Origin of the sequence: Caballeronia glathei, from assembly GCF_000698595.1 — a bacterium.
Classification (GTDB): Bacteria; Pseudomonadota; Gammaproteobacteria; order Burkholderiales; family Burkholderiaceae; genus Caballeronia; species Caballeronia glathei.
Genome location: NZ_JFHC01000035.1, coordinates 60,947 through 83,726, shown reverse-complemented (window position 1 = coordinate 83,726; position 22,780 = coordinate 60,947). Strand labels below are relative to the sequence as shown.

20 protein-coding genes and 1 pseudogene are annotated in these 22,780 nt (G+C 60.2%); 12 read left to right on the top strand and 9 right to left on the bottom strand.

Annotated features, from left to right (window positions below):
* Positions 1–398: 398 nt before the first annotated feature.
* Together BG61_RS21605 and BG61_RS21595 are read right to left on the bottom strand one after the other, a co-directional pair.
* Positions 399–1,553, bottom strand: coding sequence for a porin (locus BG61_RS21605; protein ID WP_035941918.1), 1,155 nt, complete (start codon positions 1,551–1,553; stop codon positions 399–401).
* 1,188 nt (positions 1,554–2,741) lie between these two features.
* The gene (locus BG61_RS21595) at positions 2,742–3,011 is read right to left on the bottom strand and encodes a hypothetical protein (RefSeq protein WP_035941915.1); all 270 of its coding nucleotides are present in this window, start codon (positions 3,009–3,011) and stop codon (positions 2,742–2,744) included.
* A gap of 38 nt (positions 3,012–3,049) precedes the next feature.
* Between BG61_RS21595 and BG61_RS45005 the strand changes: the two genes are divergently transcribed.
* From BG61_RS45005 to BG61_RS21575, 5 genes are all read left to right on the top strand, one after another.
* The gene (locus BG61_RS45005; protein ID WP_152565235.1) at positions 3,050–3,358 is read left to right on the top strand and encodes a DUF427 domain-containing protein; all 309 of its coding nucleotides are present in this window, start codon (positions 3,050–3,052) and stop codon (positions 3,356–3,358) included.
* The gene (locus BG61_RS21590) at positions 3,345–4,862 is read left to right on the top strand and encodes a cytochrome P450 (protein WP_152565234.1); all 1,518 of its coding nucleotides are present in this window, start codon (positions 3,345–3,347) and stop codon (positions 4,860–4,862) included. The genes BG61_RS45005 and BG61_RS21590 overlap by 14 nt, the downstream gene beginning before the upstream one ends.
* 131 nt (positions 4,863–4,993) lie before the next feature.
* Positions 4,994–5,392 carry an MBL fold metallo-hydrolase gene (locus BG61_RS42055; protein ID WP_152565233.1) on the top strand — a complete coding sequence of 133 codons (399 nt, stop codon included), beginning with the start codon at positions 4,994–4,996 and terminating at the stop codon, positions 5,390–5,392.
* A 201-nt stretch (positions 5,393–5,593) separates the two neighbouring features.
* Positions 5,594–6,124 (top strand): MBL fold metallo-hydrolase, encoded by a 531-nt coding sequence (locus tag BG61_RS42050; RefSeq protein ID WP_152565232.1) that lies wholly within the window; start codon positions 5,594–5,596, stop codon positions 6,122–6,124.
* A 1,671-nt stretch (positions 6,125–7,795) separates the two neighbouring features.
* Positions 7,796–8,434 carry a BRCT domain-containing protein gene (locus BG61_RS21575; RefSeq protein WP_063741090.1) on the top strand — a complete coding sequence of 213 codons (639 nt, stop codon included), beginning with the start codon at positions 7,796–7,798 and terminating at the stop codon, positions 8,432–8,434.
* An 891-nt stretch (positions 8,435–9,325) separates the two neighbouring features.
* Here BG61_RS21575 and BG61_RS43320 read toward each other — a convergent pair.
* The 3 genes and pseudogenes from BG61_RS43320 to BG61_RS40205 form a co-directional block, all read right to left on the bottom strand.
* A complete protein-coding gene (locus tag BG61_RS43320; RefSeq protein WP_169743316.1) occupies positions 9,326–9,550 on the bottom strand; it encodes a cytochrome P450 family protein in 225 nt (74 codons plus the stop codon).
* 9 nt (positions 9,551–9,559) lie between these two features.
* Positions 9,560–10,113: pseudogene (locus BG61_RS21565) on the bottom strand (isocitrate lyase/PEP mutase family protein); the annotation flags it as partial.
* A gap of 490 nt (positions 10,114–10,603) precedes the next feature.
* Positions 10,604–11,095, bottom strand: coding sequence for a hypothetical protein (locus BG61_RS40205; protein ID WP_075584200.1), 492 nt, complete (start codon positions 11,093–11,095; stop codon positions 10,604–10,606).
* Between the two features lie 791 nt (positions 11,096–11,886).
* On the opposite strand from BG61_RS40205, the gene BG61_RS44645 reads away from it, so the two are divergent.
* From BG61_RS44645 to BG61_RS21545, 5 genes are all read left to right on the top strand, one after another.
* Entirely contained in the window at positions 11,887–12,105 is a 219-nt protein-coding gene (locus tag BG61_RS44645) for a dienelactone hydrolase family protein (protein ID WP_206540607.1), read from the top strand.
* Between the two features lie 4 nt (positions 12,106–12,109).
* Positions 12,110–12,631: a dienelactone hydrolase family protein gene (locus tag BG61_RS21560; protein ID WP_206540606.1), complete on the top strand. Its 522-nt coding sequence runs from the start codon at positions 12,110–12,112 to the stop codon at positions 12,629–12,631.
* A 547-nt stretch (positions 12,632–13,178) separates the two neighbouring features.
* Entirely contained in the window at positions 13,179–14,852 is a 1,674-nt protein-coding gene (locus tag BG61_RS21555; RefSeq protein WP_035941911.1) for an OmpA family protein, read from the top strand.
* A gap of 17 nt (positions 14,853–14,869) precedes the next feature.
* The gene (locus BG61_RS21550; RefSeq protein WP_035941910.1) at positions 14,870–16,351 is read left to right on the top strand and encodes a hypothetical protein; all 1,482 of its coding nucleotides are present in this window, start codon (positions 14,870–14,872) and stop codon (positions 16,349–16,351) included.
* Between the two features lie 72 nt (positions 16,352–16,423).
* The gene (locus BG61_RS21545) at positions 16,424–17,209 is read left to right on the top strand and encodes a hypothetical protein (RefSeq protein WP_233469212.1); all 786 of its coding nucleotides are present in this window, start codon (positions 16,424–16,426) and stop codon (positions 17,207–17,209) included.
* Positions 17,210–17,243: 34 nt separating this feature from the next.
* Here the strand turns inward: BG61_RS21545 and BG61_RS21540 are convergent, their stop codons facing one another.
* Positions 17,244–17,441 carry a carboxymuconolactone decarboxylase family protein gene (locus tag BG61_RS21540; RefSeq protein WP_152565231.1) on the bottom strand — a complete coding sequence of 66 codons (198 nt, stop codon included), beginning with the start codon at positions 17,439–17,441 and terminating at the stop codon, positions 17,244–17,246.
* Positions 17,442–17,685: 244 nt separating this feature from the next.
* On the opposite strand from BG61_RS21540, the gene BG61_RS21535 reads away from it, so the two are divergent.
* Positions 17,686–18,141 (top strand): HU family DNA-binding protein, encoded by a 456-nt coding sequence (locus tag BG61_RS21535; RefSeq protein ID WP_035941936.1) that lies wholly within the window; start codon positions 17,686–17,688, stop codon positions 18,139–18,141.
* Between the two features lie 93 nt (positions 18,142–18,234).
* Here BG61_RS21535 and BG61_RS21530 read toward each other — a convergent pair whose 3' ends face one another.
* Together BG61_RS21530 and nudC are read right to left on the bottom strand one after the other, a co-directional pair.
* The gene (locus BG61_RS21530; protein WP_035941904.1) at positions 18,235–19,137 is read right to left on the bottom strand and encodes an H-NS family nucleoid-associated regulatory protein; all 903 of its coding nucleotides are present in this window, start codon (positions 19,135–19,137) and stop codon (positions 18,235–18,237) included.
* Between the two features lie 941 nt (positions 19,138–20,078).
* Complete coding sequence (nudC, locus tag BG61_RS21525) at positions 20,079–21,026, bottom strand: NAD(+) diphosphatase (RefSeq protein WP_035941903.1); 948 nt, start codon at positions 21,024–21,026, stop codon at positions 20,079–20,081.
* Between the two features lie 231 nt (positions 21,027–21,257).
* Between nudC and BG61_RS21520 the strand changes: the two genes are divergently transcribed.
* Entirely contained in the window at positions 21,258–21,623 is a 366-nt protein-coding gene (locus tag BG61_RS21520) for a hypothetical protein (RefSeq protein ID WP_035941902.1), read from the top strand.
* 749 nt (positions 21,624–22,372) lie between these two features.
* Here BG61_RS21520 and BG61_RS39340 read toward each other — a convergent pair.
* Positions 22,373–22,723: a hypothetical protein gene (locus BG61_RS39340; protein WP_051672697.1), complete on the bottom strand. Its 351-nt coding sequence runs from the start codon at positions 22,721–22,723 to the stop codon at positions 22,373–22,375.
* Between the last annotated feature and the right edge of the window lie 57 nt (positions 22,724–22,780).

The following is a 22,780-nucleotide window of genomic DNA, read 5'->3' as shown; positions in this document are numbered from 1 at the left end:
AGGCATACTTCGCGACGCTGCCTGCGATCAAATTGGCAGCATGACCGCCCCGGACGTTCCACTTAAAAATCTCAGAAGACTGTCCGAACGAGTGAGGCCACCTCTGTATGCAGCCCCGGAGCACTGATTGCCCATATGCCGCGCACTCGACGGTGCGGTTCCGGACTTCACGCGGTTCAAGACGACGACCGAACAGGTGTCGTGTGTCCGGTAATAATAGGGAGGCTGTGTGATTCGAAACGATTTTGAATGCGTGTGTGAGTAAGTTAAAGCCCCGAACGAGGACGCTAGGAGTACCAGGCGCCGCTCAGTGGAGACAAGAAAACGAGCGCGATCGAGTCGATCGCGGCGCATTTTGCACTCGCGACGCCGCTTGTAAGTGGCTCCCCGAAGCGCTCTTAGAAGCGGTGACGCAGCCCCACGGTTGCCGCGACCTGGTTTTGAGTGGTGGACGGCGAGAGCGTGTTAATCATCGCCACGTTTGCGCCCGCATTGCCGAGTTCGCCGGATGCGTGCTGATACACGCCTTCTACGTATACGTCCGTACGGCGCGAGAGCGAGTAGTCCGCCTGCAGCGAAACCGTGTGCCACTTGGGATCGCCCGAGCCGTTCCCGCCCGTCACCTTGCCGTCAGTGTATGCATAGGACGCGTCGAAGCTCAATGCAGGCGTCAGTGCGTAGCGGCCATTCAACTCAAAGTTGTTGAGGTGCAGGTTCGTGTTCGCGGGCAGCGCAAACGACGTGCCCCCTTGCGACGCGGCGATCAGGTTGTCGTAATGCGTGTTCGTCCAAACGAAGCCGACCGTCGCCGGGCCGTAGGTATAGTTCAGCCCTGCACCGAAGGTGCGTTGCAATTCGGCCGACAGGTTGCTGTTATTACCCTGCCCGGCGGACACCGCGCCATTCGCGTTCGGATTGCGCGAGTTGTTAGTCTGCAAATAAGCCGCGCCAATATTCAACGGACCGTTAGCGTATGAAGCGCCTGCGCTCCATGCGCGGTTGTTGGCAAACTGGCCGGCGTCGTTGCTGAAGCCATACAAACCGCCGAACTTGAGACCCGCATACTCCGCGCTTTGATACTTGACCGAATTCTTGATCGAAAACGAATGATCGAGATTGTCGTTGTCGAACGGGTGCGCTGCCAGATTGTTGCCGTATCCGGCGCCCGATTCGGCGAACGGCGACAGATAGTCGACCACCGAGTCATATTGGCGGCCGAGCGTAACCGTGCCAAACTGATTGCTTTGCAAGCCGACGTAAGCCTGACGGTTGAACATGGTGCTGTTCTCGGTGAAGCGGCCGTTGTTCAGGTTGAAGCCGCTCTCCAATCTGAAGAGCGCGTGCCACCCTCCACCCAGGTCTTCGATGCCGCGCAGACCAAAGTACGTATCGGAGACGGAACCGCTGCCCTCCAGCCAGTTGCTGTGTCCAGCGGAATTATTCGTGTATACGAGGCCCGCATCTAGGCTGCCGTAAAGCGTGACGCTGCTTTGTGCCTGAGCCGATGCCGCCAGTGTGCCGAGCACGCCTGCGATAAGAAGATTTTTTTTCATGGTTAGCCAGTGTCTTGAGTCGCCCAAAAAGCTCCCTGTGGTGAGCGTGTAACTCTCGATTACGCCGCTTACCTTTAGAAGTTCAGACGGACTTTATGCGACAGCGCACGAAAGGCGTGCCCTTTCGAATGGAAAACTTTATTGCGAAATTTAGGATTATGAGTTCGAGCGGGGAAAACCATTTAAGCTCAATTGCTTAGCAGCTTAGGAGGCGTCGAGCGGCTCCCAACCTGTTGCAGAGCGACCACGTTATTCGCGCGCACCTGGAGAAGACTTTTGCGCCCTGCGGCCGTGACACCCCCGTCCTTTGCTGCACGGCCTGTCAGCAAAAGTCCGGCTCGAAGTCGCAGCAGCGCTGTGCACGCGCGCTCAGGTTCTCACGGTCGATCTGCTCAGTCATGGAGACTCTGCATGGCCTGAGGATGCCGACCATCAGGCGTCGACGATGGCAAAAACTGTGACGAAGCATCGCAGGCGCTCGCGCTGCCGCCGCAACCACGCTGCTCGCTCATTCGATGGGGGCGGCAGTGGCCTTGCGTGTCGCATTTGCGTATTCGCATCATGTCCCTATCTCGGTATCGGCCGGCACGCATCACGGTGGGGCAGCTTTCCGGGGCTGGTCCTAAGGGGCCATGCGATAGCCTTGCGCCGGCGACGGGCGTCGCGTTCGCGCCGATTGCGCCCGACATCGCCACGAGCAACCACCAGGGTCTTCCAGCGGCTGCCGGTCAATACAACCATCGATCCAGGCCAGCCCGGGGTGACGCGATTGCGCGTGGGTCTTTCGGGCGAGCCAACTGTCAACGTCGCCGCAAGCGAAGCGCCGGTAGAAGGACGGAGAAACATTGACAGCGCGTGTTCTTTTTCATTCGGGCCCCTGTGCAAGCCCTTCTGTCGGTGCCGTATTTGCCGGCTGCACGGTGGGACTGAACTTTAAGCGGCCCCGACGTTGCCGAGCCGAGTGTTTTCGTCGGCGCCGAGCCGACCCGTATCAGGAACGCTCGCGCCCCAGTGGTGGTCGCTGTTGGGCGACCCTGAGATGGTCTCCCTCACCGACGACGCCGCTCGCTGCCAGCCCACGGATGGCAGCATCACGCACAGCAACAGTAGGAAAAGCGTCCGCATGAGTTTCATGGCAATTGTCGCGGCTCGCGAGCATTTTACCGGGTTCGCAAATGATTTGTGCGCTCAGGCGCGGTCGTCGGATTGCGCGTGAGCGCGGGCAATCGCGCTCAGCCTGACGTTCGTCAGTGTGCCGCCGGCGTTCTCGACACGGACCTTAGCCTTCTCACTCGCTATCGCGCGAGGCATCATCACCGGGATCCTGCACCTTAAAGCCATCTTCATCGTTGGCATGCCGCCGTTTTTCGTGTCACCGTGTTCATGATCATGCACCCTTCGGATCGGTGCGCGCGACGACCGCGCGGTCTGCGCGGCGCTTGTCCGGAGAATGGTCATGGCCGTGTTCGTGAGGGCCATGTCGTCAACTGTCGCGAATGCGGACAATGACACGCGGCACTGGTCACGGCCGAGCTAGTCGCACCTGTCGTCTGCGAACGACAAGCTTCACGGCTCGGGAGCCGGCGCACCGGGAGCTACTCATAGCCGATACCACGCGGCCGCTCGTCCTCGATGAATCCGGCTTCGCATTGCCCCGATACGTGCCCGCTCGAACGTCGATGGGGCTGCCCTCACCCTCGCCAAAAGCCAGACCCTTCTGCCTATACACAGGGATCTGTAGCTACTACCACATCGGCGACATTCGATCCGCAGCATGGACTCGGAGACGCAGTGGGAATAGATAGTTCGCACCGAACGTTGTTCCGAGGGAACGGCTCCAGGATCCACCTGACCGACTCGCCGACGGAGGATGTCTTGACAGTGCAATCGCAAACCTCGCCCACCCCGCCAGCCGACGCACCGCTGCCGCACACGCCAGAGTGCACGCCCCTCTTCAGGCAGCCGCTGGCCGATCTGCCGGAGAAGAGCGCATCTTCGTTCGCATTCGTGCGAGCGGTGCGTCGCAATGGCTTACACCTTTGGGCAAGGCATGCGTACGAGGCGGATTACGTCGAAGAGCGTCTGTTCCACCAGAAGTGGGTGCTGCTCAACAAGCCGGAACTGGTTCACCGGGTGCTAGTCGGAAATAATGGCAGTTATGCGCGGCCCGATAGCATGATCCGGGTCGTCCGCCCGCTCGGCCGGCACGGATTGCTGCTCGCCACCGGCGAGCGCTGGAAACTTCAGCGCCGCACGATTGCGCCTACGCTCGCGCCGAAGATGCTGCCGATTCTCGCGCGACACGTCTCCACATGCACAGACGAAGAAATACGCGCGCTCGCGGCACACGACGGCGCGCCGCTCGATCTGCTGGCTGCGATGCAGACGCTGGCGCTGAAGATTGCCGCGCGCTCGATGTTCTCCGTCACGATAGGTGACTACGGGCCGGCGGTGCGCGCCGCGATGCAGGTGTTCCTGCAGCGTCATGCCTACATGAGCTTCGGCGACCTCGTCTTGCCGCACTGGATGCCATCGCTGCGCAGTATCGGCCGCGCTGGTTTTCGTAGACATTGGCTGGCGCTGATTGGTCGGATCATCGATGCGCGGGAGCGCCTTCCGCAAGCGGGCGACGGCCCACGCGATCTGTTCGACGCGTTGCGCAGCGCACGCGACCCGGAAACCGGCGTCGGCTTCGATCGCGTCGAGCTGTGCGATCAGGTCGGCACGATGATCGCCGCGGGTCATGAGCCATCCGCGTTGACGCTGTACTGGGCGTTGTACCTGCTCGCCAACGCGCCGGACGTGCAGGACGCCGTTGCGGCGGAGGTGCGCGACGTCGACTTGACCCCGGACCGTGCCGCCGACGCCCTCGATGCGCTGCCCTACACGCGCGCGGTGATCAGTGAAACCTTGCGTCTCTATCCGCCCGCGTGGCTGATGACCCGCAAATGCATCGAACCCGACCAGTTCGACAAGCTGTCGGTGACGCGCGGAACGCTGGTGATCATCAGCCCGTGGGTGCTGCATCATCATCGTGACTACTGGCGTGACCCGGAAGCATTCGACCCGGCCCGCTTTCTGCCCGGTGCGCCGGCGGTGCCGCGCTTCGCCTATCTGCCGTTCGGCACGGGGCCCCGCGTCTGCGTCGGCGCGCAATTCGCGCTCGCGGAAACGTCGCTGGTGCTCGCACGTTTCATTCAGGCGTTCGAAACCGAACTGGCCGACAACGCGCCAGTGCTGCCGATCGCCCTCGGCCTGACGGCTCCGGACCGGCTCGTACCGTTCCGCCTGAAGCCGCGCAGGCGCTGACAGCCAGTGGGCGCGAACGGCTGCCCGCTGCTGCCCGATCGAGAACAAGCCAATCAGACGTGCGGTGGTACTCGAACATTTCGCGAACCGGTCGCCTTGCCTACACGGCCGGCGACGCGAGCATTACGCGCGTGACCGAAACCATCTGGACGACGCTTACGCCCGGCTTCATCTATTCGGACTGGGATGCGTCCGACAATGTCGAACTGCTCGATCGGACGGGAATGGCTGCCGCGCCGGACAGACTTTCGCTCAGCGTGCGCACTTGGGTCGTGCAGATGCATGGCCAGACGATTTTGATCGACACCGGAATCGGCAATGGCAAGAGCCGGCCGTTCAGGCCGCTGTGCGATCACCTAGACAACCCGTTTCTCGAGCGGCTCGCGGCCATCGGCGTAGGGCCTGATCAGGTTGACCACGTGCTGCTCACGCATCCGCATGTGGACCATGTCGGCTGGAACACCCGCCTGCCTGAAGGCCGGTGGATGCCGACCTTCCCGAATGCCAAGTACGTTTTTATCGCAGGCTGAACGCGATTTCTATTCGACGCAGCAGGCAAGAGCTGCCGCAAGATCTTCGATGACAGCATCGCGCCCGTCATCGAAGCGAACCAAGCGGTCGTGATGCCAGACATTGGAGGCGAATACCTGGACGGACTCGTGTTTCATCCGACGCCCGGACATAGTGCGGGGCACATGTCAATCTCGCGCGCCTCACGGGGAGAGCATGCATTGTTCACCGACGATGTCGCGCATAACCACATTCAGGTCTACCGGCCCGAAGGGAACTCGGTGTTTTGCGCCGATGCCGGGGTAGCCTGGACCTCGCGCCGCTTCGTCTTCGACCATGCCGCTGAGAGCGGCGCGACCATCTGTACCACTCACTTTTCGAAGACGTCGGCAGCGCGCATCGTTCGTCAAGGAGACGTTATTCTTGGACGTTCGAATGAAAACCCGCGACCATCATCGCTGGCGCGCCAGCGCCCAACCGTTGTGGAAGGACGCGGTCGTCTGAAAAGCGATTCGATCGGCCGATTCCCCTCGGCTTGGCACGTCGTCGTCCTCCCGACACTCGTGGCGATTGTTTGGTTGCTGAGGCCGTCATTGACCGGCCAGCGAGAAAAATTGATGGCCCGCGGGCAGCACGCCACGTGGAGCCGCCGCCAGCGGTGTTGGACTTCTGAAAGGATGTTCAAGGTGCGCAATCTCGATATATTCGTGGTCGTTTGCGAATCGATAGCTCAGCGGGGCGTTATTGTCTAAACGCTGTACCTCGCGCCGATCTTACGTTTGCGCCAAAACGGTAGTGACGGCCCACCTGTTAGCTTTGAGGTGAACTGACTTCGTGGCCGACGCGCTGTTCGATGGGCGACGATTTCGCACACTGACTTTAATGCGCAGGTAACCGGTCTTTCTAGTCGCCGCTGAACGTTTTCGGACGTCGTGCCGAGGCGATTCAGCACGCGCTGCAAGCTGCTCACGACGATCGCGAGCTTGTTTCGGTCACAGCCGACATGAGGGCCGAACTCGCTCGTCCTGAAAAGCTTGTCGTGGCGCCGCGTCGCCGCGGCCAACGTGCGGCCTTGCCGAGCAGATCGAGGACCATCTTGTACGGCGGACGGAGCGGCCAGAGAGGTCGAGGGAGAACGCACCATTCGAGCACGCGCCGACGCTGCTCACGGCGCAACCCAACGATGGCGAGCGCCATGCTGGACCGTCACCCGCGTGGCGATGCATCAGGAGACTCGTGCGCAGCAGCAACTCGGTATCGACGTAAAGCGGGATCAACCAAGTTAATTGACGGTAGCGCGCGCCGAGAAACCAGACCATCGTATTCATCGCCGTTGCCGCCGGTCTGCAAAAACCGGCGGACCGGTCCCCGAGCCCGCGTCATCAATGGCGAGCGGAATCGGTATGTGACCGAATGCTGACGGATCATACAAAGAGGTGCCGCCCTAGTCCGGCTGGTTTCGGAACCGGATGCTTTCTAAATCGACGTCGGTGGCGATCAGGGAACCAAGGATAGACATAGTAGCAATCGACCAGGTGAGAGGCTGCGCCTCTGAGGACTTCACTATGGTCGACGGCCAACCGGCTACCAATGCCGTTTTCTGCGGTGGAACATGCCTTAAAGGCATCAGGCGACGCGCGCGCCGGCACCTAATGGCGCAACCTCAAATGTTCAACGAAGTTTCCAGGTATGTCGGCATCGGTCAGCAAGCAGATATCGAGGGCAATCGATCGACATGTTGGCAGATCGATGAAGCACATCGACGTCAGCGGACGGTCGGGGTCGCCCCTGTCGACGATTGTCTTGCGGCGCCCCCCCCCCCCCGCTGAGACCAGCAAGGAAATCGCCGTTTCGGTCGAGACTTCCTGGACATGCACAGCGAACGCAGACATCGGGCGGTCGCGTTGCGTCCATTCGTCGGCAACATCTCAAGTGCGATGCTGACGCTCTCCCCTGAGATTTACTAATAGCGCGGGAAACGGCGCCGCTGCACGCAGCGTTTTGGACGAAGCCGATCGGCAACTGTCCCTGCACGTCGGATCCGAGCGGCGGCGAGCCGGTTCGCCGCGTCGACGCTTCCGACGATCTACCGGGCCGCAGCAACGTAAGCGCCGCCAGCGGCCGTCGGTTAGGCCCGCACGGCATGCCTGCAAACCGCGCCTCGCCGATCGCGTCTTCAAGATCCCGCACCTTGCCGGGCGACCTTCGGCTGTGTCATCCGCAGACGTTCGGAGGCCCGCGCGCCGTGCCCGCCCCATGCAGGCCTTTTTGCGCGCCCTACGGGTGTCGGCCCGCGATTGCCCACTGATGCTCTCAGGCGCTAAGATGCATGGCGTCCGACCTGGCGCGATCGACGAAACTAACGGTCCGGATTGCCAACGAGCGATTCTATGGCCCTAAATACAACGAATGACGAGGCCCCGATGCCGAACCTCTTAGACCAAGATGGACAACCACTGATCCGGGCGTACCGAGCAGAAGCGGTTACGAATCGCCGTATTGACGAATTGATCGGGATCATCAAAGGCGTCACGGCTGATGGAGAGGTCAGCCACGGCGAGGCTGAGTATCTTTTGCAGTGGATGGAATCGAACCGGGACGTAGCAAGCGCGTGGCCCGCCAATGTTCTTTACCCGCGCATCGCGGAGGCCTTATCGGACGGAGTCCTTGATCTACACGAGCAAGGCGAACTGCTCGGGATGCTCATCCAAGCTGTCGGCGGAAACAAAGCGCCGCAGTCGGGCGGGTCGTCAGATTCGACCACCCTTCCTCTCACTCGCCCATATCCGGACCTCAGTTTTGTGGACCGTTCATTTTGCTTCACTGGAAAGTTTTATTCCGGGACGCGAGACTGGTGCCACAAGCAGGTAGCGACTCGCGGTGGCCTGCCTGCTGACGGCATTACCAAAAAGCTGCATTACCTTGTCATCGGCGAAATCGGGTCGCGTGATTGGCTACACTCAACGTACGGGACGAAAATCCAGAAAGCCGTCGATTACGCTGCCAGCGGAGTCCCTCTGGTCATCGTGAGCGAGGAACACTGGGCCGCCCAGCTCTCATGAAAATGCCCGACTTCGAAGTGAGCGCGTCTCAACTCACACATTAGGAATTGCGCTGAAGGCAACTCATGAGCGGGCCAACCCCTTATACTCGGACCGCCTGTCCGTCGCGAACGTCTCTAACGTACTGGGTTAGCAGCGGGGGCTTGGCAACCTTGGCGTGTCTAACGAGACACGCTGCGCACCCATCCCGAGTCGCCAAACTTTCAGGCCCCGCGCCACCTGCTACGCGAGCTGTCGGCATCCGGAACGGCGGAGCCAGATGTCGACCCGCGCTATTTTGGTCGAGAACCAGCCTCTCACCAGAGCGGACGGAGACGCGATCATCTGCGTGGCCATGCACTGTCCGCTCGCACACCGTAGGGTTGCGTAATCTGTCGACCTGCGGCAACGACGGTGCGGGCCTCGACCGCACGTCGTGAGACGCAAACCTCAGTCGGCGGGAATGACGCCATTGCCGCCAATGGACTGGCCCCGCCACCGTCACCAGCGCTGGGGGCGAGGATCGCAAGGCGCCTGGAGTAGTGACAGATTTCTATCTCCTTCACCATGTCGCCGTAACTTTTTCGACGCCTCGAAACGAATTACGAGGCATCCATTGAAGCGTATCTAGGTTCGTGATTGTGAGGTGCGGCAGGCGCGTGAATAAGGTTTTGAGCGCGATTTCCAGCTGGTACACGACGAGCGGCGCACCCAGACAATAATGTGGCCCATCCCCGAGCTCAGAATCCGGTTGTCCCGTTTCGGCCGCTCGCTCCTGATAAGGAATTCGTCCGCGCGATCATAGTGCGCCTCGTCGCGATTTGCTGAACCGAGAAAGAGCAGAATCGCGGTTCCTTGAGTCAACGGCACACCGCAGACCTCTGTAACCTCGAGCACGGTGCGGAATATCTTTTACACCGAAGTGTCATAGCTCATACCCTCGGCCACTGCGCGCGAGGCGGGTTCCGGCTGGCTTCTAAGCAACGCAAGCTGCGGCGGATTCCGGAACAAAGTGATCAAAAGATTGCCAAGCATGTATGAGGTGGATTCGTGAGCGGCCGCGAAAATCAGCAGTACATTCGCGACGACCTCGCTTTCGGTCAACCTTTCGCCATCTTTTTCGACCGCAAGCAGCATCGATACTAGGGGTGCATACAGACAGTCGACGCCGGCTGCGGCATACGCCTTCAGACGCGTGATCGTGTCACCAGGTCGCGTGCACCAACGAAGAAGTTCTCCGGCCGGCCGGTCAGCAACGTGTCGCCTCCGGTTTCGTCGATGGCGCGCCGCGCCGCGCTGAGCCTTTCGACGGCGACGTCGATGGGGAAAAGCGGTGCCGCGGCATCGCCGGCGGAATCTTCAATCGACAGACCGGCAACGCCAGTGTCGACAGCCAGTCTGACACTTTCAGCGACGCCGGCGGGGTCGCGTCCAAAGCCGTTCTCGAAGTCTGCGTTCACAGGCAGGTCTGTCGCGTTGACGATATCGCGCAAGTGCTCGAGGACGGCATCGCAGGGTAACGTGTTGTCGGCGTGCCCGACCGACCAGGCGAAGCCGGAACTCGTCGTCGCAATTGCCTGGAAGCCGAGTGTCTGCAGGTAGAGGGCGCTGCCGGCATCCCACGGATTGGGCAGAACGAAACAACCGGAATTGTGCATTGCACGGAACGTGGCGCGCTTCTCGGCAACGGTGCGGGTCATGGCGTGTCTCCTAGAAAACGAGGAGCGAAAGCTCCCCGTATCGGTCATACAACTTCGAGGTCCACGACCGGGAAGTCGATTTCGGTATCGAACGCATTGTTGACGAAGTTGCACTGTGCGCTCAACGCGATGACTTCGACAATGTTCGTCTCGCTGAAGCGGCGCTTCCCGTCTTATAGGGACCGTTCGCGCTTGAAAGTTGCGTGGCGGCTGCTCGGCGCGGAAGTTCGCGGGGTCGTCGGCGCGGAAGATCGCCGTTCCGACCTCGATCTTCCGCAACCGGCTCAACGGTGGTCGGCCCTAGTCAGATTTCGCGCAACAGCTTGTTCGGATGCCAGACATTCGTGAATTGGCATCGACGAGTTCGCAAAAACGCCTTTCCAGCCATTCGTAGCGTGGCTAGCGATGTGTGTCAGCAAGCCCAAAAACACGCGATTTACCTCGGCTTGCACGAACTGGCCGTCTTCGGGCAATCAATCACATTGATTGATTATTTGCCGTCATGTACATAGCCGTCCGCTGTCGTATCGACACTCACGCGGATAAGCACTTTGCTGGTCCCACTAATACCCCCACCCTGATAGGTAAGAGAACCTTCTTTCTTGTAAAAAGTTTGAATACGATAAGCGTCCTTTCCAAAATAGAACGGGATAAATGCCTTACCTGTAGTGTAGTCGTGAGAGTCATTCGGAGCACCGATCAGGTCTTCGACTTCCCTCTGACCCATACCAATCCGCACTTTCGCAAATTTGCTGTTCTTCGCAGGTGTACCGATAATTTCACCGTCGATTCCTCTGACATGGATTTTCTGGATGCTGGGGCCATCGGCGGTTGAAGTTGACTGCTGGTTTTTTCCTGCTGTGGACGATGCAGATGGCGAAGTCGTGGACGTAGTCTGCGGTTGTGATGAAATCTGTTGCATCGCCGAGCAGCCACACAGCGCTATTGCGAGGCCGACAGCGACAATATTTTTCGTATTCATGCGATTTTCAAATTTTATAATTACAGTGTTTAAAAGGATGTTTCCATGCCCCAGTTCCGCGAGGTGCCGGTTGAGCGAAAGCTCGAATCGTGTTCGGCGGCAGTCCGCCGGAGGATCGCGCGCTACCAGCCTACAAGTGTTGTCGGCTTCAAAAAGGGAAAACTTTAGATCTGTGCCCGACTTTCTTTCGTCCGAGTCAATGATGCAGCGATGGTGTGCGGCCGTGGCTGTGGGATGAAGCAGGACATCTGATCGCCTTTGAGACGAACGGCTCAAGCGCGCCCGGAGAGGCGGAGGCTCTTGTAGGAAATCGTTCGTGCATGTGACGCACGTCGACCGAAGCCCCATGACCAGGGTTAAGCACAATGATCTGCGGGGCGCCTTAGGCTAACCACATTAGACAGTCGTCGCTCACAATTCGGGTTCAGCGAGTTGAAGAATTTGCCGTCGGATTGCCTGCTCTGCTTGCGTTAGCAGACGCCCATTTATGACCATCTCGACCGGTTGAGTCCACTGTCAACTTCTGCCCGACGCGGACCGATTAATGGCGGAGCACTCCGCCGGTCAACGTCGACCCGGAGTCGGCCACAAAAGGTCATTCGACGGAGCGAGTAGAATCGTGACAATCGCTCGGCAAACGCCCTGCTGACCTTCCTCGTTAAAAGGAGACGACGCGATGTCTGAACCCCTTTCATCTCACCTGATTTCCTTTCGTGTTCCCACTATGTGATCTCAACTCGAGCGACTCCATGAAACGTTCATCTATTGCTCTCCACTAGACGTACGAAGCCATGACCTTTGAAAAGGTGAACATTTCAACTCGCGACGGCGTGTGCCCCGTTCACGTTTTCACGTCCAATACGGGAACACGTTTCCCTGCCATTATTTTCTATATGGATGCGGGTGGCGTCAGGCCTGCTGCATTGGACATGGCTCAGCGCCTAGCGTACGCCGGCTATGTTGTTCTGCTGCCCGACCTTTTTTCGGTATGGCCTTTATGGGCCGTTTGACCCTGTGGAAGTGTTCAAGGGTAACGTGCGGTCGATCCTCGGCCCGTTGATGACGACCACGGGCAACGAAAAGGCAGCTGAGGACACGGGAGCGCTTCTGACTTACTTGGACGCGCGTACTGATGTCGAGCGTAAAATGATAGGTGCCGTCGGCTTCTGCATGGGTGGCGGCATGGCCATTGCCGCCGCAGGTACATATCCCGATCGCTTTGCGGCTGTAGCCAGCTTTCACGGCGGCAATCTCGCGACCGATGCACCCGGAAGCCCACATCGCTATGCCCCGCAATTGAAGGCCGAACTATATATCGCATCGGCCGAAGGCGACGAGAACTATCCGCTAGCAATGGCGCAGCGACTCGAGAGCGCGTTCGATCAAGCCGGCGTACGGTACTGTGCAGAGACATATGTCGGAGCAGCGCACGGCTGGATGAAGCCGGACTTCCCCGTCTACGACTCGGTGGCGGCCGAGCGAGGATGGTCAAAGATGATTGAGTTTTTCGACCGGATACTCAAGACGTCGAGCTAAACCTCTTCACTTTGAAATCCCACCGCTGGGCGCGACACCGCGCATGAGCAACTGCTTTTGAGTTTTGCGAAGGACTGTCGAGGGTCGGGAGTGTGAGTTCACTGATCGAGTAAGCTGCCGTCCGGCTTCTCGACACCGCCGACGTCAGCAATCGGCCACCTTGCTGATGTAGAACCCAACCCGCCCCAATGTCAGCAATTGCCGATCTGCCGGCGGCGCAATCGAACCCCCGCGCGATCGTGGGCCTTAGCCAAGGTTCGCGCAGTGCTATAGGTATGTCGGTAGTCTGGACGATTGCGAGCGGTGTGGCGTCAAACGGCTAAAACAGACCTCGATCGGCCAACTCGCAGTTGCGGCCGAACGCGGGCATATTGTTTCTCCCACCGCACATTTCTCCGAACCGCGGAGACGCGCCACAGGACACTCTAAAGTTTAAGTAAGAACATGCCGTATACCCCTCAGACGAGCCTGTCATGCGCGATCCGACGGCGAACGAAAAAGCAGCGTCTGGAACGGACGCGAGAAAAAAACAAACAACGAGGGGCTAATGTCGAGTGCATTGGGCAAAGCAAGGCCGCTATGGCTGGCTACGGTCACTGTTTTCACTGTAACGGGATGCGCGAATCCCGGCGGCCTGCAGCAGAGCGGCACCACGGAAAATGCATCCGGGCAAGGCGAACTCAATATATTCGAGAGCACCTTCGCCAATCCTGACCCCTGCGCGAACAGCAGCCGGAACACCGGTATTGCCGTCGGTGTCGGCATCGGCGCGATTCTCGGCGCCGTCATTGCGCCCAAGAACAAAGTTGCGGCGGCGGCCATTGCCGCGGCGGCGGGCGGCATTGCCGGCGGACTGGTCGGCCATGCCGTCGACGGTCGGCGGTGCGCGCTTTCAAAGATCGCGGCCAAACATGACCTCACGTACGCGGCCGCTCCGCTTGAAGTCCGGGCGGCAGACACGGGCAAGACCGAGCAAATTGGAAGCTCGTTTACGATCGTCGATACGACGCGCCACACTCAGTTTGAGACCGGCTCCGCCGAGCTCACGCCCGACGCGAAAATCTACTTCGCTGAAATCGCAGAGCAGTACCGGACGTCGACCCGCGTAGCCGAAGCGTCCGGCGATGCCGACAAGGCCGCCGCAGCCAACGCGAAGATTCTGCTGATCGGCCACACGGACGACACGGGCAACTCTGAACTGAACGCCGATCTGTCGGAGCGCCGTGCACGCATGGTGGCCAAGCTGTTCTCGGAGCACGGCGTCACAGCGGAGAACGCGTTCTATCAGGGCGCCGGCGAGACCTTGCCGATCGCGGATAACCGGACCGAAGAAGGACGTGCGCAGAATCGTCGTGTCGAGATCGTCGACCTCGCTGGTGCGAGACCCGACATCCTGCAAAGCTACGCGAGCAGCCTTGTTCCGAAGTATCAGTACTATCGCTCGTCGCCATCGCAAGCAGACGACACCCGCGTGCAGGCCGCGAGCGTGAAGCCCGCTCAGACGCAGACGGCTGCTGCACAGAAGCTCGCACGTCCGAAGAAGGCGCAGACGACCACGACCCGGATCGCCACGGCTTCGGCCGGTTCCGCTTCGCCTGTCGAAGCCGGGCCAGCCGTGCCCGTCGCCACGGTGCCGGGCGCGATGTCCGACAGCATCGACTTTGGTTGGCGCGAAACGATGCCCGCCGCGATCGGCCTTCGGTTTGCATCCGCCCCCGCCGCGCCGTCGTTCTCCCTGGTGTCCAAAGCGGTCGCCGACGAAGCGCCCGTCTCGAAGAGTTGCATGAACGATCGCCCGCGTGTGTCCCACGCGATGAAGTCGGTCGCGGACGATCGCGCCGTGCCTGTGCGCGACCACGTGCAGAACCTGTACGGCAGCAGCTGGGGCGCGACGCTGAACGGTCAGTATCTCGCGCTGAAGGACGTATCCGTCCTTCGCAACGGCTCGACAGCCGGCTCGAAGCCGACCTTGCTGGTCTGGAAGGACTATCAGCAGAACGGCGGTCTGGCCGGCCCCGCGCAGGTGCGCCTGTCTCCCGAAGTGAATGCCTATGCCGTGGACGGCGGCGTGCTGTATCGCGTGTTCGTCAATAACGCGGGCGTATTCGATTGCGCCGACATCATCTTCGCGAACGGCAAGGCGACCGCCGGCGAACTCGTGCGCCATAAGAGCAGCCAATATTTCACTGTCGAATACGTGCCGGTCATCGCGCGCACATAAGAATAGGAAGAACGATCATGATGGACCTCATACAGGCCAATCTCAGCACCACTATCTGGTGCGTCGTGGCCGCACTCGTCGCGGTCGGCGCGTTCGCGTACCGTTCGACGCTGGAGTTCTGGCTGAACCACTGGAAATACACGTTCCCCGTGCTCGGCAAGACTGCGCGCCTCGCGCGCCACGGAATTCACGGACAGGGCGGATGGACCGATTCGGAACGCACGCTCTGTGGCGACTACAACAAGTTCATCTCCTATCTGTCGAGGGATGAATTCAACAAGCGCAACGCGTATCTCGCCAAGGCCGATGACAGCGGCCGTTCACCGACGCCCGTGTGGCTTCTCGCGCTCCTGACCGTACTGGTCATTGCCGAAGGTCTCGGGTTTTCATATCTGCTCGGAAGCTGGATGGCCCGCGAGGGCAGCGCGAATACGCACGCGCTGCTGATGGTGGCGATCGTGCTCGTGCTGTGCGTGATCATGGTGTTCCTGACGCACGTGGCCGGGCATCAGTTGTATCGCTCGAATCTCGTCGTCCGTAGCCGCAGGCAATGGAAGCAGGACAAGACCCAGGAGCGCTTCTCGAGCCGCAAGGTCAAGCTCGATGATGACCAGTCGCTCGACGATGGCGAGCCCGACTATACGCAAGTGGTGAACCGCGTCGGCACCAACCACAGCTACTTCATGGTGGGCGTGACGATTGCGGTGATCCTGATCATCGCCGTGACGTCGACGTGGATGCGCTGGAGCAATCTCAACGCCGAGCAGACGCGTGAAGCAATGGGCGTGAGTCAGAGCGCCGATGCCGGCAATCCATTCGCCACGGCCAACGCGATCCCCGCGGAACTGGTGTCTAGCCAGAAGGCCGCCGATGACCGGGCGCGCGCGGAAGAGTCGTCATCGACACGCAGCGAAGGCGCCGCTGCCTTCATCACGCTCGCAGTGATTTTCGTGGTGACGCAGATCGTCGGGATCTTCGGCGGTTTCGCGTGGGGTTTCGGCGGTCGCGAGAGTCGCGCCGCGTGGAAGACGACGAAGGGCTTCACCACCTTCGAGGACTACAACAACTACTTCGCACCGCTGCGCGCGATCACGCAGTCGCAACTGGAAAATCTTCAGAAGCGGATGGCCGACAACGCCGACATCTCGGGCAAGACGTTCACGAAGACGTTGCGCGACTACGTGATGGAGTTACGCGCGCAGTCCGATCTCGATGCCGCTCCGGTTCGCGCGCCTGCCGACACGCGGCCGGCTGAAGGTGCAGCCGCGCGGCCCGTGACGCCGCCGCCCGCCGCGGAAGTCGCGGCGAGCGCCACGATCGACGAACTCGTGTCGGAAATCGAGGGGACCGCCGATCTCGCGCGCAAGAAGGAGCTGATCTATCGCCTCGACGAACCGGTGCGGACGCAGGTCATCGCCGAGATCAAGCTGCGAAAGGAGCGCGCGGAGCAGGCCAAAACCGCGCTCGAATCGCAACTCGATGATCTGTTCAAGGTTTGACCGTCAACCATGAAGCCACTTGTCAAAAACGCATGGGCCGCGGCCGCACTGACCCTGTCCGCAAGTACCGCGATGGCGGGAATCAGTAACGACATTCCAAGCTGTTATGCGGCTAATCACATCAAGCCCGCAGCGGGTGAAATCGACCGTGAACTGTTCATGGCGATCGATCAGACCACCGTCTTCGATGAGAAGCTGCAAGCGCAGATCGCCGCGACCGCCGCTGCCGCCATCAAGCCGGGGAGCGCCTATACGCTCCTCGACTTTTCGGCCTTCTCGCAAGGCCACTACACGGAAGTGGTGATGCGCGGCGTCATCGAAGCGCCGATTCCGGCGAAGCTGCGCGACGACGTCAGTGAACGCGCGCTACGCACCTTCGACGCGTGCATGACGGGCCAGTCAGCGTTCGCCAGAAAGTCATTGCTAGCGGCGGTCGCGCAGGTCCAGTCGGCGGCGACCAATGATCTTGCGAAGTCGGACATCCTCGCCGCGCTGAAGGATATCGGCGACAAGGTGCGCGCCTCTCCGGCCGCCGACCGCGTGCTGTTCCTCGCGTCGGACATGCTCGAAAACAGTTCGGTCGCGAGCTTCTATGCCCACAACACCGTCCGGCGCGTCGATCCGGCGGCGGAACTGAAGAAGGCGGATGCGGCGGGCCTGATCGCCGACTTCGGGGGAGCGCGTGTCTATGTGATCGGCGCCGGGCTGCTTTCCGGCGATATCAGGTCGAAAAATGCCTATCGCGATCCCCAGACGATGACGGCGCTGAAGCAGTTCTGGACGCTGTATTTCCAGCAATCGAATGCGAAGGTGCAGGAATTCGGCGCTCCTGCCCTTCTCAGCCCAATTTCATACTAAGAGGGCGACCTAGTCCCATGTAGGATGGTATCGGTCATACGACTTCGAGTTCCACGACCGGAAAGGCGATTTCGGTATCGAGCGCATTGTTGACGAAGTTGCACTGTGCGCTCAATGCGATGACTTCGACAATGTTCGCCTCGCTGAAGCCTGCAGCGCGCACGGTTGCCAGATCGGCGTGGATACGTTGCCACGGGTTGTCGTCAATGATCGGGCACACCCAGACGCGCAAGCGCCACGCCAATATACCGTTCGCGATCTCAGGGAGTCGCTCGGCCGTCTGAAGTTGAGTACATACCGGCGCTTTCGCATCGCATCGGCCGCAAACCCTTTGTTTTCGGGGCTCAACGCATTGCACGTTCGCGCTCGCATTGATACGCTATCGGGAGCCTGAGGAATTGGCCCTTTGCGTAAGTCGACGACTATTCAAAGGCAAGGGTTCAGGCCAACCTTTGATCAACGACGACGAGGAACATATGGCAAAAGCAAGCGCAACGAAATCCGCCGCCACGGCCCCGAAGAAAGCCGCTACCCCTGTTGCCAAGAAGGCCAAGCCACCTATTGCGAAGAAGGTCGCAGCACCTGCCGCGACGAAAGCCGTGGCCGCGGCTCCCTTGAAGCCCATCAAGGACTCGTTCACGAAGGCGTCGCTCACCGTCCACCTGGCCGGCCGTGCTGGCGTGGAACCGAAAGCCGCGAAGGCATTGATGGCGGCGCTTGAAGAAACGGTGCTTGCCTCGGTCCACAAGAAAGGCGCTAAGGAATTCACGCTCCCGGGTCTCCTGAAGGTGGTGGCTCAGGACGTACCGGCCAAGAAAAAGCGCTTCGGAAAGGATCCGTTCACGGGCGAAGACAAGTGGTTCGCGGCCAAACCGGCCACAGTGCGCCTGAAAGTGCGCCCGCTGAAGAAGCTGAAGGACGCCGCACTTTAAATCGGGCACTAACCGAAAAACGCCCCTCGCTGCAACAGTGGAGGGGCGTTTTGCCTTCAAGTGCGGCGCGGAGCTTGTCCTATCGCTGCCCTGCTACACCGCTGGCTGACCGGCACCACTGTCGGGCCCAGCCATCATCTCCGTCGCAAGAGAGGCATCAGACTGCGCGAGCGCCTTCTTCGCGGCGGCGGTTTTGCGGGCTATCACCTTGCTTTTCGCGACCTTCTTAGATGCTGGCTTCGCGGTCTTGTTGCCAGCAACGCTTTTCGTCGACGAAACCGTGGCCTTCTTGGCCCCCTTCTTTACGGAAGTCCTCGTTCCGGTCGCTGTGTTCTTCGCCGCGCTGATCTTTTTGGTGGCAGCCTTCTTGGCGATACCTTTCTTCGCAACGGCATCGCTTGGGGCGGTAGCCGCGACGTCGATCAGAAACTTCGTCCGGTCGCGGACATTGGCGATCCAGGCCGGCGGACGAGCGTGACCGCTCCATGTCGCGCCAGTCTTGGGATCGCAATACTTCGCAGGTAGCGTCCCTTTGCTCCGTCCCGTACTTGCAACGGTTCCTGCTGCCGCGGCCGAAGTTTTCTTAGGCGCAGCCTTTGCCTTGCTCACACCATTTGCGCCCGCTTCAGCACCAGAGCCATCAATCAGGAACTTCGTACGATCCCGAACCTTGGAGATCCAGGCCGGAGGGCGAGCATGTCCACTCCATGTCGCGCCAGTCTTTGGATCGCGATACTTCGGTGGCAACTTGCCCTTTGCCGCTTTCGCGTTGGTTATTGCCTTGCCCCTGCTTGCTTTTGCCGACGCTACGCCTGCCGGACGGCCGCCGTGTTTTCTCGTAGCAGGGTGCGCGTCGATATCGGCGGTGGTCAGCCCGTGCTCGTCCATCAGCTTTCGGATGTCGCCGAGCACCGTCTTCGCCTTCTTCGCCATCAAGGATTCAGCCTGTGCTTGGAGTCGTTTCATTCTATCTTGGATTTGTTCGAGGGTGGCCATAGAGGTCTCCTTGAGGATGTCATGCTCGCACTATGCCACCGTTTGTGCGGAGAGCGAAGAGCGAGACATGCTAGCGAGACGACTTTCTATTGATTGTCGTTAAGAGCGTTCATCGCATCGCAGACCTTAAACTCATGCGTGGCATATGCACGGCTGTTTTACGGCGAAATCGCTGGGTTATTTGACAATATCCGCGACCACCGAGTCCGAAGTCCTCTCAGCTAGCGAGCCTGGCGATTCCACCTCTTCATCAACACGACAAACATAGATAATCGATCTGGGCTGAAACGGGCGCTCAAATCGGCGGACAAAAACATGACGGCTTCCGGGGAGGCCGGCGTTCGCTACGCCACGCATCGCTTCCAAAGTCGCCAAGATGCAGTCGTGATCATCTTCCAAGGCGGTATGCTGAACGTCAGGCTCGGCGCTGCACGGTGGGCCCCCTCAGCTTCGTTTTACGATGTCGTCCCCGGCTGGACAGCCATGCCCTCCGTCCGATCCTGTCCATGTCGCCACCGCCCCGTTCGAGCTGTCCGCAGCGTCGCGCCTGTCGGCTAGCGTCTGACGAGCTTATCCGACTTCTTTCCAGGGTATTGCCACTTCACGAACGACCGTTGTAGGGGGTATGACCGGCATTTCATGACCGACGCACGGTTGACGTCCACCTCAGCGCCCTCTCACCGGTAACTTATAAGGTGCGGAGGGTGTTCATCAGATTAATCACCGTTGCATTCTGAAGCGGCCATCACGACGGCGCCACGCCCAAGGGCCGAGTCGGGCCCCAAGCGTCATTCGAGTCAACCCGGGGTCCGGCAAGAATCGGCCGCCACCGACGCTGCGCGCCGCAAGTGCTCCTTCTAGTCGTGCGCACCAAGCGATTGCGGGCGACTGTTAGCACTCCTTATAGCGGGATCTTCGGCGGAGCTTTTGCCGCGGTGCGCTCAGCCACGCAATACGGAGGCACCTTCAGCAACGTACGCGTGAAGCAAATGATGGGCGATGGCGAACGGCTTGGGCGTCGACAGCCCGCGCGCATGCGTTCCCAAGAGCATCGCCGCGACCTCCGGGCGCGAGAACCAGCGAGCGTCTTCGAGCTCTGACGTGTCGACGACGATGTCTGTATCGCGTGCGTGCACAAAGCAGCCGATCATCAGGGATGAAGGAAACGGCCACGGCTGCGACGCGAAGTAAACAACCTTTGCACACCTCAAGCGAGCTTCCTCCATCACTTCGCGGCGCACGGCGTCTTCGACGGTCTCGCCCGGTTCAACGAAACCAGCAAGCGCCGAGTACATTCCCGGGGCGAAATGGCGCTGGCGTCCGAGCAGACACCGCTCGCCATCAACCACCAGCATAATCACGACTGGATCCACCCGCGGGAAATGCCGTGCGCCGCAAGCGTCGCAGATGCGGTGCCAGCCGGCCGTCGTGACGCGGCTTGCGGAGCCGCAGTTCGCACAGAAGGAGTGGCGACGGTGCCAGTCGAGCATCGCCTTCGCCTCGCCCAGTATTCCGAGCACCCCAGCAGCCACAAGGCCCTGCAGCGCGATTGAGCGAAGGTCGATACGATCGTGGACCGAGCCCGACGATGGGCCCTCTGGCGAGAGGCTGAGCGCGAAGCCGAGCGCAAAACGTCCGCTGCCGTCGCTTTCCTCCCCGAGGAAGACGCTATGATGCGGCTTGCCGAAGACGGCCGTTTCGCTCGCGATGAACCACGGGTCGTGTTCGCTTCCGCGTTTGAGCAACGGGACGTCACCGTCGAAGACGAGAAAACGCGCGGCCGGGCCGCAGCGTAGATGCTCGATGAAGGCGTCGTCGTCCCGCTTGTCGGAGCGACGGTCGAGCGGGTTGAAGTTAAACCCGATGGACGTGGAAAGGGGGCTGGTCATCACCGTTATTCGCATGCTGGCAGGGACAATTCGCAAGTATTGCACGGCGTCCGGTCCAGTGGAGTAAGCGATGCCGTTAAGCGGCGCGTGCCAAGTTGCGAAGTGCCGTTGCTTTGAGACAAGACGAATTTCAGGGAGGGCTCGATGACGTTGAAATGAGCGGCGACCTTTGGATCGTGTGGTGCAGCGCCCTGATGCAGGCTTTCCATTGAAGTCCAGGCCACCAGCGGCGTGAGCGCCTTCGCCTTGCTTGACGCGATAGGTTGGCGGGGGTGGACGATTCAGTATATCGATTTTAACTTACTGCTTTTGCATCCGTGGGCCGTGGCGCAGCGTGTCGACGAAGCTTTGGAGCAGCGGTTTCAGCCCTCTTCAGCACCAGCGAGCAAGGCGCCTGCGTCGCCCCACTGCGCAGTAAAACTCGAACACGAGGCGCTTGTCGCCCCGTCGAACTTTGCTCTTGATGTCGCCCTGCTGATGAACTCGCGCCAATGCGGCCACCATTTCATCGGTCGAACGTACGCGACGCTTCTCGCTCAGCGACTGCGCAGCCGCTTTCATCCTTTCGGTACCTATTGCCTTCTGCAGTTCGAGTAGCGTTTCACCGAGCACTTGCAAAAGATTCTCGCCTTCGGATAGCAAGAACCTCTTTGGGTAACTTAGCAATTGCTACTGAGAATGGCGCGATCGAAGCTTTTAACCTTCGACGCTTCGCGGATCGAGGTCTGCTTCCCCTCAGCCCTGCCCCGTTCGTAGGATGCCGCTAGAGCTAACGGCGACACGTGCCTGTCGCGAGGGCGTCTCAATGGGTTCCGATTCTCGACCTTCAGCAATTCGACAATTTCTGCTCGCGGTTTTCCTTTCGGATTGGTCTGCTTCGCGCGGCGAAAAGACACATCTACTCCATCTCTCTTTGCAGCACCCGCTATTTGTTTGGCCGTCTCGTGTATTAGGCCCTCGTCCTCGAATAAGGCTGGGACTCGCTTGTGAGGCCGCCGCCGGAAAATGCCACTTCCAGCCGGGACTAAAGCCGGTTCGGGACCAAACTTACTGCCTCTTTCGAATTCGAAATAGGTAGCGCGAGGCCTCAAGGGGCGGACGTGAGCCCGGCAATGCGGGCCCCCGGCCTCGCGGCATAGATAGCTGTGGCCCGGTTGGTTGCGGCAGAATGCTGCAACCAACCCTGGAAGACGATGCGAAGAATGACGAATCAGTTTTGAAGCCGCTTCGGGAATCAAGGTCCGGTATATCCGAGGCATCGACTTCGACACCGGCAAACGGCAAGTCGCGATTGCCGTGGACTTTGTCGCGGGCAACGGAGAAGTTCTCAGGCAGCGAGATGATCATCAACTGCCACGCAGGTCCCGCTCGCACGCGTCGTAAATGCCACGAACGATCGCAGACCGGTAGTCCAGTTGCCACCTGTCGGCGAACAGTTTGCCGAGCGACGCTTCGTCTTTTGGAAACGGAAGCACCGCTATCCGAGGTGCGAGCTCGAGAGACATTCGAGCAAGCTGTAATCGCTCGGGCCAGTCCGCTGATCCACCATTGGCGCGCAGCCAGATCCGAGCGGATTCATAGATCTGCTCGACTGTAAGCCATTCGCCGACCATTGCACGCGCGACCAAATGGGACACCACGAGATAGCACAGCAACTCGGCGCGTGCTTCGGCGTCAAGATTCGACTCTGGCAGCATACTGTTACCTCCAAAGGTGCGGAGCCGTTCGCGTTGTTGCCGGAGTGCAGCCTTTGA

What these genes read in the sequence shown, in the direction of transcription:
- BG61_RS21545 (WP_233469212.1), top strand. Translation starts at nt 16,424, where the DNA reads ATGGCGGGAATCAGTAACGACATTCCAAGCTGTTATGCGGCTAATCAC.
- BG61_RS43320 (WP_169743316.1), bottom strand. Translation starts at nt 9,550, where the DNA reads ATGCTGCTTGCGGTCGAAAAAGATGGCGAAAGGTTGACCGAAAGCGAG.
- BG61_RS21550 (WP_035941910.1), top strand. Translation starts at nt 14,870, where the DNA reads ATGATGGACCTCATACAGGCCAATCTCAGCACCACTATCTGGTGCGTC.
- BG61_RS21595 (WP_035941915.1), bottom strand. Translation starts at nt 3,011, where the DNA reads ATGACCATTCTCCGGACAAGCGCCGCGCAGACCGCGCGGTCGTCGCGC.
- BG61_RS21575 (WP_063741090.1), top strand. Translation starts at nt 7,796, where the DNA reads ATGCCGAACCTCTTAGACCAAGATGGACAACCACTGATCCGGGCGTAC.
- BG61_RS21605 (WP_035941918.1), bottom strand. Translation starts at nt 1,553, where the DNA reads ATGAAAAAAAATCTTCTTATCGCAGGCGTGCTCGGCACACTGGCGGCA.
- BG61_RS40205 (WP_075584200.1), bottom strand. Translation starts at nt 11,095, where the DNA reads ATGAATACGAAAAATATTGTCGCTGTCGGCCTCGCAATAGCGCTGTGT.
- BG61_RS21555 (WP_035941911.1), top strand. Translation starts at nt 13,179, where the DNA reads ATGTCGAGTGCATTGGGCAAAGCAAGGCCGCTATGGCTGGCTACGGTC.
- BG61_RS21535 (WP_035941936.1), top strand. Translation starts at nt 17,686, where the DNA reads ATGGCAAAAGCAAGCGCAACGAAATCCGCCGCCACGGCCCCGAAGAAA.
- BG61_RS21530 (WP_035941904.1), bottom strand. Translation starts at nt 19,137, where the DNA reads ATGGCCACCCTCGAACAAATCCAAGATAGAATGAAACGACTCCAAGCA.
- BG61_RS45005 (WP_152565235.1), top strand. Translation starts at nt 3,050, where the DNA reads ATGCGGACAATGACACGCGGCACTGGTCACGGCCGAGCTAGTCGCACC.
- nudC (WP_035941903.1), bottom strand. Translation starts at nt 21,026, where the DNA reads ATGACCAGCCCCCTTTCCACGTCCATCGGGTTTAACTTCAACCCGCTC.
- BG61_RS44645 (WP_206540607.1), top strand. Translation starts at nt 11,887, where the DNA reads ATGACCTTTGAAAAGGTGAACATTTCAACTCGCGACGGCGTGTGCCCC.
- BG61_RS39340 (WP_051672697.1), bottom strand. Translation starts at nt 22,723, where the DNA reads ATGCTGCCAGAGTCGAATCTTGACGCCGAAGCACGCGCCGAGTTGCTG.